The sequence below is a fragment of the Streptomyces avidinii genome (assembly GCF_014650695.1).
Taxonomy (GTDB): Bacteria; Actinomycetota; Actinomycetes; order Streptomycetales; family Streptomycetaceae; genus Streptomyces; species Streptomyces avidinii.
On record NZ_BMVL01000022.1, the window covers coordinates 18,811 to 33,139 of the forward strand.

A 14,329-nucleotide genomic window follows, 5' to 3' on the forward strand; every position below is an offset into this window, starting at 1 on the left:
CCGGCTCAGTCCTTTCCGAATTCCGCGTTGATGAAGTCGAAGAGCTCTTCATCCGTCGCGGAATCGAGCTTGCTGGTGATGTCGCCCTCGGACGTTTCGTCCTCGCGGCCGTTCCAGGCGGCGGCCAGGCCGCGCAGCCGGGTGGCGATCTGTTCGCGGGTGGCGTTGTCCGGGGGTGAGGCCGCGAGTGCGGCCTCGAGGTGGTCGAGCTGGGTCAGTACCGGCAGCGGTGCCCCGGCGACCGACCGCAGGATCTTGTTCTGCAGGTGCTCGGCGAGCGCGTTCGCGGTCGGGTAGTCGAAGACCAGTGCGGCGGAGAGTTGGACGCCGGTGGCCGCGATCAGCCCGTTGCGCAGTTCCACGGCGGTGAGGGAGTCGAATCCGAGCTCCCGGAAGGGACGCCTGGGGTCGAGTGCGACGTCGGAGCCGTAGTCGAGGACGCGCGCCACCTGCTGCTGGATCAGCTCCAGCAGCATGCTCTGCCGACCGCTCTCGGACTGGGCGGCCAGCTGCTGGGCGAGGGTCTGGGCGGGCGCCGCGGCAGCGGCTCCGGAGGCCCGGCGCAGCGGGGTCCGGACGAGACTGCGGAACGGGGCCGGGAGGGACCCGTCGCCCGCCTTCTTCCGCAGGACGGCCAGGTCCAGGCGCATCGGCACCAGGGTGGCCGCGCCGGAGGCCCAGGCCCGGTCGAACAGGGCGGCGCCCTGCTCGGGGGTGAAGGCCAGGACGCCTGCCTGCGCCATGCGGCGCCGGTCGCCGTCGGACAGGTTGGCCGCCATGCCGGAGGTGGTCTCCCACAGGCCCCACGCCAGCGAGGTGGCGGGCAGGCCGGCCTCCCGGCGGCGGTGGGCGAGCGCGTCCAGGAACGCGTTGGCCGCAGCGTAGTTGGCCTGGCCTGCGCCTCCGAAGGTGCCGACGCCGGAGGAGAAGAGCACGAAGTGGGACAGGCCCAGGTCCGCGGTCAGCTCGTGCAGGTTGAGCGCCGCATCGGCCTTGGGCCGCAGTACGGTGTCCACCCGCTCGGGCGTCAGCGTGGTCAGTACGCCGTCGTCGACGACGCCGGCGATGTGCACCACGGCGGTGACGGGGTGCTCCGCCGGAACGTCCGCGAGGACGGCGGCCAGGGCCGCGCGGTCAGCGGCGTCGCAGGACACGAAGGTCGCCTCGGCGCCCGACTCGGCGAGCAGTGCCGCCAGTTCGGCGGCACGCGGGTCCTGCGGACCCTTCCTGCTGAGCAGCAGGAGCCGGCGTACGCCGTGTCCGGTGGCCAGGTGCCGCACGATCTCGGTGCCGATGCCGCCGGTCGCGCCGGTGACCAGCACCGTGCCGTGGCCGCCCGCCGGTGCGGCGGGGATGTCCGGCCGCTGTTCGGTGACCGGGGCCAGCCGGGGCACGAGCACGTCCCCGGCGCGGATCGCGAGCTGCGGCTCGACGGCGGCCGTCGCGTGTGCCACGGCCGCGGCGAGGAGGTCCGCGTCGTCGTCCCGGTCGCCCAGGTCGACGAGCACGAACCGCTCAGGGTGTTCGGCCTGGGCCGAGAGCAGCAGGCCCCGGGCCGCCGCCTGGGCCGGGTCCACGGAGGCACCGTCGTCGGTCGCCGCGGCGGCCCTGGTGACGAACACCGTGCGGGTTCCGGTCAGGCGGGCGTCCGCCAGGACGTCCATGGACAGGGCCAGCGTGCGGTGGGTCGTGTGCCGTACGGAATCGAGCAGTTCGCCGGGGGCCGTGTCGACGGTGAGGACGACCAGGTCGGGGCCGGCCGTGCGGTCGGAGGCCTCGGCCAGCGCGGCGAGGTCCGGGTAGGTCTGCACCTCTCCGCCCTGGGTGTTGGCGAGGGCCTTGGCCAGGTCGTGCGGGTCGTCGCCGACGACCGCCCAGACGGGGGTGGCCTGGCCGGGGTCCGTCTGCGGGGCGGGCGTCCAGGTCAGCCGGTAGAGCGAGTCCGTGCCGGGGATCCCTGCCGGGGCCACCGTCGCGGTGCCCTCCCGCACGGCGATCCGGTCGACCGTGAGGACGGGTGCGCCCTCGGGGTCGGTGAGCCGGACGGCGACCGTGTCGGTGCCGGTCCGGGTCAGCCGGACGCGCAGCGCGGTGGCGCCGGTGGCGTACCGGGACACGCCGTCGAAGTGGACGGGCTCCCCGGCCAGTTCGGTCACGAGACCGGTCAGAGCGGTCAGCAGCGCCGGGTGCAGTCCGAAGCGGTCGGCGTCGGCCGCCTCTTCGTCGGTCAGCACCAGTTCGGCGAACAGCTCGCCCTCACGGCGCCACACCGCGTCCTGGGCGTCCGGCTCGGCGTCGGCCGGCGGCCACACCTCCGGATCGGACCCGGTCGGGGCCGTTTCGCCGCCGAGCACGCCGGTGGCGATGCGCTCCCACTGCTCCTGCGGGCCGTCGGCGGGTCCGGTGTGGAGGGTGAAGGCGCGCCTGCCGTCCTCGTCGGGGCCGGCCACCGCGAGTTGCAGCGGCGCGCCCGGCCGGGCGACGGCGGTGCTCAGGTCCAGACCGGCGATCCGGTCGCAACCGAGCCGGTCGCCCGCCCACAGCACCAGGTCCAGGACCTCGCCGGCGGGAAGGTCCCGGTCGGCGGCGTCCCGGGGCAGGGCTCCACTGAAGAGGAACCCGCCCGTCTGGGGCAGCGGTGCGGCCGCGGTGAGCAGCGGGTGCCCGGTGCCGGCCAGCCCGGCGCCGGCCAGCGCGTCGGCTCCGCCGGTCGGGGCGTCGATCCAGTAGCGCCGGTGCTGGAAGGCGTAGGTGGGCAGTTCCACCCGGCGGGCGCCCGTGCCCTCGAAGAAGGCGGCCCAGTCGACCCGTCCGGTACGGACGTGCGTCCGGCCGAGTGCGGTGAGCAGGGTCCGTACCTGGTCCCGCTCCCTGCGCTGGGTGGCGATGCCGGCCGCCGTCGCGGCCGCCGACTCCTGGGCCATGGCGGTCAGTACGCCGTCGGGGCCCAGTTCCAGGAAGGTGGTCACGCCGTCGTCGAGCAGCGTGCGCACCCCGTCGGCGAAGCGGACGGCGTGCCGGACCTGGCGCACCCAGTAGGCGGGGTCGCGCAGTTCCTCGGCGGTGGCGGTGAGACCGGTGACGTTGGAGACGACGGGCAGGGCGGGCTCCCCGAAGGTCACCTGCGCCAGTTCCTGCTCGTACGCGGCGAGCATCGGCTCCATCAGCGGCGAGTGGAAGGCGTGGCTCACGGTGAGCCGCTTGGTGCGCAGCCCCGCCGCGGCCAGGCGGGTGTCCGCCTCGGTGACGGCGGCCTCGGTGCCGGAGAGCACCACGGAGGCGGGGCCGTTGACGGCGGCGACAGCCAGTTCCGTGGTCGCGCCGAGGAGTTCGGACACCTGCGCCTCGGAGGCGGCGACGGACAGCATCGCCCCTCCCTCGGGCAGTTCCTGCATCAGCCGGGCGCGGGCGGTGACCACCCGTGCCGCGTCTGCGGTCGACCAGACGCCGGCCGCGTGTGCGGCGACGAGCTCACCGATGGAGTGGCCGAGCAGCGCGTCGGGCCGGACGCCCCAGTGCGTGAGCAGTCGGAACAGGGCGCTCTCCACGGCGAACAGGGCCGTCTGCGTGTAGAGGGTCTGGTCGAGCAGCGCGGCCTCGGGCGAGCCGGGTTCCGCGAACACGACCGTGCGCAGTGGGCGGGGCAGGTGGCGGTCCAGCTCCGCGCACACCTCGTCGAAGGCTTCGGCGAAGTGCGGGAAGGCCGCGTACAGCTCGCGGCCCATGCCGGCGCGCTGGGATCCCTGTCCGGTGAACAGGAAGGCCAGTCCGCCGTCGGCGCGTTCCTCGGTGGCCGCCCCGGAGGACAGGTCGGCGAGGGCGCCGCGCAGTTCCTCCGTGTCGGCGGCGACGACGACGGCCGCGTGGTCCAGGACGGTGCGGGTCGTCGCCAGCGAGTAGGCGAGGTCGGTGACGGCGGCCGGGTCCTGGCCGAGTCGCTCGGCCAGGCGGGCGGCCTGGCCGCCGAGGGCCTCGCGGGTCCGCGCGGAGAGGACGACGGGGACGGGTGTTCCCGGCTCCGCGGTCCGCGGATCGCCCTCGACCACGGCGGTGTCGCCGTCCGGTGCCTGCTCCAGGATCACGTGGGCGTTGGTGCCGCTGATCCCGAAGGCGGAGACACCCGCCCGGCGCGGCTCGCCGGTCTCGGGCCAGTCCCGGGCCTCGGCGAGCAGTTCCACCGCTCCGGCCGTCCAGTCCACGTGCGGGCTGGGGGCGTCCACGTGCAGGCTGCGCGGGAGCACTCCGTGCCGCATCGCCTCGACCATCTTGATGACCCCGGCCACACCGGCTGCGGCCTGGCTGTGCCCGATGTTGGACTTCACCGAGCCGAGGTAGAGCGGCCGGTCCGCGGGCCGGTCCTGGCCGTAGGTGGCCAGCAGGGCCTGGGCCTCGATGGGGTCGCCGAGGGTGGTGCCGGTGCCGTGGGCCTCGATCGCGTCGACGGCCGAGGAGGGCAGGTCGGCGTTGACCAGCGCCTGGCGGATGACCCGCTGCTGGGCGGGGCCGTTGGGCGCGGTGATGCCGTTGGAGGCGCCGTCCTGGTTGACCGCGGAGCCGCGGACCACCGCGAGTACGGGGTGGCCGTTGCGGCGGGCGTCGGAGAGCCGCTCCAGGAGGAGCACTCCGGCGCCCTCGCCGAGGGAGAACCCGTCGGCGGCGGCCGCGAACGGCTTGCAGCGGCCGTTGGCGGCCAGTCCGCGCTGCCGGCTGAACGCGACGAACGAGGTCGGGTCGGGCATCACGGTGGCGCCGCCCGCCATCGCCAGGTCGCACTCGCCGTTGCGCAGGGCCTGGGCTGCGAGGTGCAGCGCGACCAGCGAGGAGGAGCAGGCGGTGTCGACGGTGAGCGCGGGGCCCTCGAATCCGAGGGAGTAGGAGATCCGGCCCGAGGCGACATTGGCCGAGGCGGTGACGAGGAAGCCCTCCATGCCGTCCGTGGAGCCGCGCAGGCGGGTGCCGTAGGCCTGGTCGGTCAGGCCCACGTACACGCCGGTGCGGCTGCCGCGCAGGGCGGCGGGGTCGATACCGGCGCGTTCCAGCGTCTCCCAGGAGGACTCCAGGAGCAGCCGGTGCTGCGGGTCCATGGCCTGAGCCTCACGCGGCGAGATGCCGAAGAAGCCCGGGTCGAAGTTGCCGGCGGTGTGCAGGAATCCGCCCTGATCGACGTAGCTGGCGCCGGCCCGGTCCGGGTCGGAGTCCATGAGCCGGTCCAAGGGCCAGCCGCGGTCGGTGGGGAAGGGCGTGATGAGGTCGGCCTCGTCGCGCACGGCCCGCCACAGGTCCTCGGCGGAGGCGATCCCGCCGGGGTAGCGGCAGGCCATCGAGACGATGGCGATCGGGTCGTCCTGGTCGACCCGCACGACGGTGGTCGCCGGGACTCCCTGTGCGACGGCGTCGCCGCCCATCCGCTGGGCCAGGAAGCCGGCCAGCTCGATGGCGTTGGGGTGGTCGAAGACCAGGGTGGCGGGCAGTTTCAGCCCGGTGACGGTGCTCAGCCGGTTGCGCAGCTCGACCGCGGTCAGCGAGTCGAAGCCGAGCTCCTTGAGCGCGCGGGCCGGGTCGACGGCCTGTGCGTCGTCGTGACCGAGGACGGCGGCGGCGTGCTCGCGCACCACCTCGCGCAGGGCGGCGGTGCGCTGCGGACCGGTGAGCCCGGCCAGCCTCTGGGCGAGCGGGGTGCCCGCTTCGTCCGGGGCGCTCTCTTCCGCGTCCGTCTCGGTCCGGGCCTCGGGCAGCTCGTCCAGCAGACGGCTGCGGCGTTCGAAGGTGAACTGCGGGACGAACCGTGCCCAGTCCACATCGACCAGCAGCACCGAGGACTCGCCCTGGGCGAGGACCTCGGCGAGGGCGGAAATGCCCAGGTCGGGGTCGATGAGCGGCAGCCCCTTGCGGGGAAGGGTCTCGAACACCGGGTCGTCGGCCATGCCGCCGCCGGCCCACGGGGCCCAGGCGATGGACAGGGTGGGCACGCCGGCGGCGCGGCGTGCTTCGGCGCGTGCGTCGAGCACCCCGTTCGCCGCTGCGTAGACGCCGTGGCCGCCGGCGCCCCAGGAGGCGCTGATGGAGGAGAAGTAGACGACCGCGTCGAGTTGTTCGGGGTCCAGTGCCGCTTCCAGGTTGGCGATGCCGGTGACCTTGGCGGCGAGCGCCTCGGCGAGGTCCTCGACCCCGGCGTCGGCCAGCGGGCCGAGGCCGCCGGCGCCCGCGGTGTGCACCACGGCGCCGATGCGGTCGCCGTCGCGCTGGGCGTGGGCGACCATCTCGGCCACCTGGGCGGGATCTCCGAGGTCACAGGAGATCAGGGTGACCCTGGTACCGGCCGCGGTCAGTTCGGCGGCCAGTTCGTCCGCGCCGGGTGCGCGGGCGCCGCTGCGGCTGGTGAGGACGATGTGCTCGGCGCCTTCGCGGGCCAGCCAGCGGGCGACCCGTCCGCCGAGGGCGCCGGTGCCGCCGGTCACCAGGACGGTGCCGCGCGGCTGCCAGCCCGCGCCGGGGGCGGCGGGGGCGGGGACGGCGCGGACGATCCTGCGACCGAAGGTGCCGGAGGGACGCAGTGCGATCTGGTCCTCGCCGTCCGTCCCGGTGAGGACGGCCACCAGACGGTCGGCCGTCCGCTCGTCGACGGTGTCCGGGAGGTCGACGACACCGCCCCAGGTGTGCGGGGACTCCAGCGCGGCGACCCGGCCGAGGGCCCAGAGTCCGGCCTGCTCGGGGCGGGCCGGTCCGGCGTCGTCGGCGGTGGCGACGGCTCCGTTGGTCAGGTACCACAGCGGGGCCTGGATGCCGTTGGTGCCGAGCGCGCGGAGCAGGGCGAGGCTGAGGGCCAGCCCGGCGGGCACGACGGCCTCCAGCGGGTGCGCCGAGGTGTCCGTGCCGGTGAGCGAGACGACTCCGGCCGGGGTGGCGTCGCCGAGCACGCCGCGGATCGCGGCGGCCAGCGCGGCCTCGTCGGATCCGGCGTCCACGGCCAGGACGAGGAGCTCGCCGGCCCGCTCGCGCAGGGCGCGGACGGTGTCGGTGACCACCGTGTCGTCCCCGGCGCCGGCCGGTACGACCAGGAGCCAGGTGCCGGGCAGTGCGGAGCCCTGCGCGTCGGGCAGCCGCTTCCACTCGATGCGGTAGCGCCAGGATTCGATCAGGGCCCGGTCCTTGCGGCCCTGCCGCCAGGCGGACAGGGCGGGCACGAGCTCGCGCAGCGGCTGTTCGTCGGCCAGGCCGAGGGTGCCGGCGAGGGCGGGCAGGTCCTGCGCCTCGACGGCCTGCCAGAACCGCTCGTCCTGCGGGTCCTGGGCGGCCGCCCGGGGCGCCGGCCAGTAACGGGTGCGCTGGAAGGGGTAGGTGGGGAGCTCCACCGGTGTGCCGTGGTGGCCTTCGAAGGCGGGGGCCCAGTCCACGGACGCCCCGGTGGTCCACAGCTCGGCCAGGGCGGTGCGCATGCGCGTCAGGCCGCCCTCGTCGCGGCGCAGTGTGCCGGTGACCACCGGTTCGACGCCGGCCAGTTCGGCGGTCTCGGTGAGCGCTCCGCCGAGCACCGGGTGCGGGCTGACCTCCACGAACGTGTGGTGGCCCTGCTCGACCAGCGCGGTGACGGCCGGTTCCAGCAGCACCGGCCGGCGCAGGTTGCGGTACCAGTAGCCGGCGTCGAGTCCGGCGGTGTCCTGCCACTGGGCGGTGACGGTGGAGAAGAACGGGACGGGTGCGGCGCCGGGGCGGACCGGGCCGAGTGCGGCCATGATCTCGTCCTCGATGCGTTCCACCTGCGCCGAGTGGGAGGCGTAGTCCACGTCGATGCGCCGGACGCGTACGTCCTGGGACCGGGCGTGCGCCATCAGTTCCTCGAGGGCGTCCGGCTCGCCGGAGACGACCATGGCGGAGGGACCGTTGACGGCCGCGAGGGACACGCGTCCCTCCCAGCGGGGCAGCCACTGCTCGATCTCGGTGCGCGGGACGGCGACCGACACCATGCCGCCGTCGCCGGCGAGGGCGCACAGCGCCTTGGCCCGCAGGGTGACGACGCGGGCCGCGTCGTCCAGGGACAGGGCCCCGGCCACGCAGGCGGCGGCGATCTCGCCCTGGGAGTGGCCGACCACGGCGGCCGGTACCACTCCGTAGGAGCGCCACAGTTCGGCCAGCGAGACCATCACGGCGAACAGCACGGGCTGGACGACCTCGACCCCGTCGAGCGCCGAGCCCGAGCGCACGGTCTCGGTGATGGAGAAGCCGGTGTACGGGGTGAGCGCGCGCTCGCACTCGGCCCAGCGGGCGGCGAAGGCCGGTGCGGTGTCCAGGAGTTCGGCGGCCATGCCCGGCCACTGCCCGCCCTGTCCGGGGAAGACGAAGACGGGGCCGCGGGCTGCGGGGCGTACCGCGCCGGTGACCGTTCCGTCGGCGGGTTCACCGGCCGCGGTCGCCCGCAGTCCGGCGGCGAGCTCTTCGTACCCGGCGCCGAGGACGACGGCACGGTGCTCGAAGTCGGAGCGGGAGGTGAGCAGCGCGTGCCCGACGGCGTCGGCCGGGACCTGCAGCTCCGCCAGCCGCTCGGCCAGCAGGGCCGCCCGGGCGCGCAGCGCCTCGGGGGTACGGGCGGACAGGAGCAACGGGGTCGCGTCTGCGTCCGGGGAGTCGGCGGGGGGCTCCGCGACCGCATCCTGCGGTCCCTGTTCCAGGATGACGTGCGCGTTGGTGCCGCTGACACCGAAGGACGAGACGGCGGCCCGGCGGGGGCGGCCGGTGTCCGGCCAGTCGCGGTTCTCGGTGAGCAGTTCCACGGCGCCGGCCGACCAGTCCACCTCGGGGGTGGGCTCGTCCACGTGCAGCGTCCGGGGCAGGACGCCGCGGCGCAGCGCCTGCACCATCTTGATCACGCCGCCGACGCCGGCGGCGGCGCCGCTGTGCCCGATGTTGGACTTCAGCGAGCCCAGCCACAGCGGGTGGCCGTCCTCGCGGTTCCGCCCGTACGTGGCCAGGAGGGCCTGGGCCTCGATCGGGTCGCCGAGCGTGGTGCCGGTGCCGTGGGCCTCCACGGCGTCGACGTCCGCGGCGGTCAGGCCGGCCGCGGAGAGCGCCTGGCGGATCACCCGCTGCTGGGCCGGACCACTGGGGGCGGCGAGGCCGTTGGAGGCGCCGTCGGAGTTGATCGCGCTGCCCCGGACGGTGGCGAGGACGCGGTGCCCGTTGCGGCGGGCGTCGGAGAGGCGCTCCACGAGGAGGACGCCGACGCCCTCGGCCCAGTTGGTGCCGTCGGCCGCGGCGGCGAAGGCCTTGCAGCGGCCGTCCGCGGCCAGGCCGTTCTGCTTGCCGAAGTCGATGAACGCGCCGGGGGTCGAGATCACCGAGACGCCGGTGGCCAGGGCGAGGTCGCACTCCCCCTTGTGCAGGGCTCCGATGGCCATGTGCAGGGCCACCAGCGAGGAGGAGCAGGCGGTGTCGACGGTGACGGCCGGTCCGTGCAGGCCGAGGGTGTAGGCGACGCGGCCGGACACGACGCTGGCCGCGGTTCCGGTGGAGAGGTAGCCGTCGGCCTCGGGCGCCCCGGCCAACACCTGGCCGTAGTCGGAGCCCGCGGCACCGGCGAAGACGCCGGTCCGGCTGCCGCGCAGGGTGGCGGGGTCGATTCCCGCGCCTTCCAGTGCTTCCCAGGACACTTCCAGCAGCAGCCGCTGCTGGGGGTCCATCGCCAGCGCCTCGCGCGGGGATATGCCGAAGAAGGACGCGTCGAAGTCCGCGGCGTCGGAGAGGAATCCGCCCTTCATGGACAGGTCGGAGCGGCGCAGCCCGGCCAGGTCCCAGCCGCGGTCGGCGGGGAAGTCGCCGACGCCTTCCCGGCCGGAGTGGACCAGGTCCCACAGGTCCTCGGGGTCGTGCACGTCGCCGGGGTAGCGGCAGGCCATGCCGACGATGACGACGGGGTCGTCGTCGTGGCGCACCACGGCCGCGGTCTCTTCCTCCTCCTGGCCCACTCCGGAGAGTTCGGCGCGGAGGTACGCGGCGACGGCTTCCGGGGTGGGGTGGTCGAAGACCAGCGTCGCGGACAGCCGCAGGCCGGTCTCGGCGGCGACACGGTCCCGGAACCGTACGGCGGCCAGGGACTCGAAGCCCAGGTCGCGGAAGGGGAGCAGCGGGTCGATGGCATCGCCGGAGGCGTGGCCGAGGACGGATGCGGCGTGCGCGCGGACCAGGCCGAGCAGGTCGAGCCCACCGTCCGACTGGCGGGCCTCGCCCGCAGCGGCGGCCGGGGCGGGCAGCGCGCGGACGGCGGGCAGGTCGGCCACCAACGGGCGCGGGCCCCGTCCGGTGAAGACCGGGTGGAAGAGGGTCCAGTCGACGTCGGCGATCGCGCAGAGGGGCTCGTCCGCGTCCAGGGCCTGGGCCAGGGCGGACAGCGCCCGTTCCGGAGCCAGGGGAAGCAGCCCGGGGAGGGTGGGGAGATCCTCCGTGCCGGATGTCTCCCAGGGGCCCCATCCGACACACGTGGCAGGCCGGCCGGCGAGCACGCGGCGTTCGGCGACCGACTCGAGGGCGGCGTGCGCGAGGGTGTGCACGGCGTCCTCGGTCCCGCCCCAGGTACCGGCGACGGTGGACAGCAGGACGAAGGCGTCGAGCTCCGTGCCGTCGAGCAGTTCCTCCAGCCGCGTCACGGGCAGCAGCCGGTCCTCGACGGCTCGCGCCAGCGCGGCGGGGTCGGCGTCCTCCACGGTGGACAGACCGGCGGGGTCGATGCCGCTGAGGTGCACGACACCGGTCACTCCGAGCGGCGTGACCGGGTCGGCCGGACCGGCGGGGTCCCACTCGATGAGCGTGTACAGGTGTTCCGATCCGGCCGCGGGCAGCGGTGTGCCGGGGCGGTGCGCCAGGACGACGGTGTGTTCGCCGCCCTCGGCCAGGGTCTCCAGCAGCTCGGGCGTCACGCCCGCGATGTCACCGGTCACGAGGACGGTCCCACCGGGAAGCCGGGTGCGGCTGCGGCGGGGCGGCAGGGCGGGCAGCAGCCGGCGGGCGAACACCCCGCCCGGGCGGACGGCCAGCTCGTCCGCGTCGCCGGGGGCGGCGAGGACCGCGGCGAGGAGGCGTGCGGAACGCGCGTCAAGCTCTGCCGGGAGGTCGACGACTCCCCCGGCTCCGTGCGAAAGCCGGCCCAGGCCCCACAACGGTGCCTGGTCGGCTCCGGGCGCGGGCTCGGTGTCGACGGAGACCGCGGCGCGGGTGGCCGTCCACAGGGGGGCGGTGATGCCCGCGTCCGCGACGGCCTGCCGGAGGGTGAGAGCGGCCTCGAGGGCCTCGGCACCCGTACCCGAGGGCAGGGTGAGGATTCCTCCGAGGGGCTGGCCCTCGGGAAGGGCGGCCCGGATCCGCTCGGCGAGGGCGGTCCGGTCCTCGCCGGCCCGGTGGGCCGGCAGCGTCGCCGTCGCACCGAGCGCCTCGGCCACCAGGGTGGCGTCGGAACCCTCGGGCGCGAGGACCAGCCAGGGGTGGCGGGGGCGCGCACCGGTGTCGAAGCCGGTGTGGGGGGCCCACCCGACGCGGTACCTGAGGACGTCGGGTGTCGCGGCGGAGGTTTGGGTGCGGGGAGTGACGGGGGTGGCGGGCAGCCAGTAGTGCTCGCGCTGGAAGGCGTAGGTGGGGAGGTCGGTACGGCGGGTGCCGCCCCGGGCCGCCAGCATCGCGCCCCAGTCGACGCCCACACCGTGGACGTGCAGTTCGGCCAGGGCGGTCAGCAGGGTGTCGGCCTCGGAGCGCTGGCTCTGGAGCACCGGCACCATGGCGACCTCGCGGCCGGTTTCCTGGAGGCAGTCGCGGGCCATGGCGGTCAATGCACCGCCGGGGCCGAGTTCGAGGGTGGCGGTGACGCCCTGGGCGTCGAGCCAGCGGACGCCGTCCTGGAAGCGAACCGTCTCGCGGATCTGCCGGGCCCAGTACTCGGGCCAGCTGATCTCCTCGGGCGAGAAGGGCGCACCGGTCAGGTTGGACACCATGGGGATGTGGGGCCGGTGGTACTCCAGGCCTTCGGCGATCCGGCGCAGCTCCTCCGTCATCACTTCCATGTGGGCGGAGTGCCCGGCCTGGCTGATGCGCAGCATGCGGGTGCGGTACCCCCGCTCCTCGCACACGGCGCGGACGCGTTCGACCGGCTCAGCGTCCCCGGAGAGGACCACGGCACGCGGCCCGTTGACGGCGGCGAGGCTGACCCGGTCGCCGACGCCGACCTCCGCGACGACTGCGGTCAGTTCCTCCTCGGTCATCTGTACGGCGGCCATGGCGCCGTCGGTGCGCAGGGTCTGCAGCAATCGGCCGCGGGCGGCGACGAGCGTGCAGGCGTCCTCCAGCGAGAGCACGCCCGCGCAGTGGGCGGCGGCCAGCTCGCCGGTGGAGTGGCCGAGGACGAAGTCGGGGGTCACGCCGGCGTGCTCGACGAGCCGGAACAGGGCTACTTCCAGGGCGAACACGGCAGCGAGGGTGTACCCGGCCTGCTGGATCAGCGGTTGACCGTCCTCGACCCGGCCGCCGACGATGTCGGCGAGCGAGTAGGGCAGTTGCGGGTCGAGCGAGGCCCGCACCTCGTCGAAGGCCCGGGCGAACACGGGGAAGGTGTCGTACAGCTCCTGACCGACTCCCACGCGCTGGGATCCCTGGCCGGTGAAGAGGAAGGCGAGGGGGCCGCTCGGCGCACAGCGGCCGCGTACGACGCGGGGATGGACCTCCCCGGCGCCGAGGGCGGCAAGCGCGGCCACCAGTTCCTCATGGCCGTCGCCGAGCAGCACCGCGCGGTGCGTGAGCTGGGCGCGGGTGGTGGCGAGGGACTGGGCGGTGTCCAGGGCCGGCACGGGGCGCGTGTCCTGGGTGTGGCGGTGCAGGCGTCGCGCCTGGGCCTTCAGGCCGTCGGCGGTCGCCGCCGACAGCACCCAGGGAACGGGAGCGCCGGACGAGGGGTCCGCGGGGGCGTCCGCGTCAACGGGCTCGGCCGCGGCCGTGTCGTGTTCGAGGATGACGTGCGCGTTCGTTCCGCTGATGCCGAAGGAGGACACGGCCGACCGGCGCGGCCGGCCGGTCTGCGGCCACTGCTGCTCTTGCGTCAGTACCCGGACGGCGCCGGACTCCCAGTCGACCTGGGGGGTCAGCTCGTCCACGTGCAGGGTGGGCGGGAGTACGCCGTGGCGCATCGCCTGCACCATCTTGATGACACCGGCCAGGCCGCCTGCGGCCTGGGTGTGGCCGATGTTGGACTTGATGGATCCCAGCCAGACCGGTTCGTCGCCGGGGCGGTCCTGGCCGTAGGTGGCAAGGAGCGCCTGGGCCTCGATGGGGTCGCCGAGACGGGTGCCGGTGCCGTGGGCCTCGACCGCGTCGACCTGTCCGGTGCTGAGCTGGGCGTCCGCGAGCGCCTTGCGGATGACCCGGCGCTGGGCGGGACCGTTGGGGGCGGCCAGGCCGTTGGAGGCACCGTCCTGGTTGACGGCGGTGCCACGGACCGTGGCCAGGATCGGCAGCCCCTGCTCCCGGGCGGTGGACAGCGGCTGGAGCATGAGCATGGCGACGCCCTCGCCCCAGCCCGTGCCGTCGGCGGACGAGGCGAACGCCTTGCAGCGGCCGTCGCCGGACATGCCTCCCTGTTCGGCCACCTCGGCGAACAGGTTGGGCTCGGCCATCACCGCGGCGCCGCCGACCAGGGCGAAGGAGCACTCACCGGAGCGCAGGGCGCGCACGGCGAGGTGCAGGGCGACCAGGGAGGAGGAGCAGGCGGTGTCGATGGTCATCGCGGGCCCCTGCAGGCCGAGCGAGTACGAGATCCGGCCGGAGGCGACGCTGCTGGTCGTTCCGGTCAGAACGAGTCCCTTGACCTCGTCGAACAGTTCACTGTCACGCGGCCCGTACTTCTGGTCGGCCATGCCGATGAAGACGCCGCCTTCTGTGCCCCGCCGGGCGGTGGGGTCGAGTCCCGCCCGCTCCAGGGCTTCCCAGGCGGTCTCCAGCAGCAGCCGCTGCTGCGGGTCCATCGCCAGCGCCTCGCGCGGGGAGATGCCGAACAGTCCGGCGTCGAACGCACCGGGGTCGGTGAGGAAGCCGCCCGCCAGCCGGAAGTTCCCGCGGAGTTGGTCGGTCCGCCAGCCACGGTCCGTGGGGAACCCCGCGATGGCGTCGCCGCCGCCGTGGACGAACTCCCACAGGTCCTCGGGGGAGGCGATGCCGCCCGGGAACCGGCAGGCCATCGAAACGACGGCGATGGGCTCGCAGGCGTCTGCTTCCAGCTCCTGTACGCGCTGTCGGGTCCGCTTCAGGTCTGCGGTGACCCGCTTGAGATAGTCGACGATCTTGTCGTCAGTCGCCACTGGGA

Annotated in this window: 1 pseudogene; it reads right to left on the bottom strand. The window is 74.8% G+C overall.

From position 1 onward, the window contains the following. Nucleotides 1–5: 5 nt before the first annotated feature. A pseudogene (locus IE257_RS35545) lies at nucleotides 6–14,318 on the bottom strand (type I polyketide synthase); the annotation flags it as partial. Between the last annotated feature and the right edge of the window lie 11 nt (nucleotides 14,319–14,329).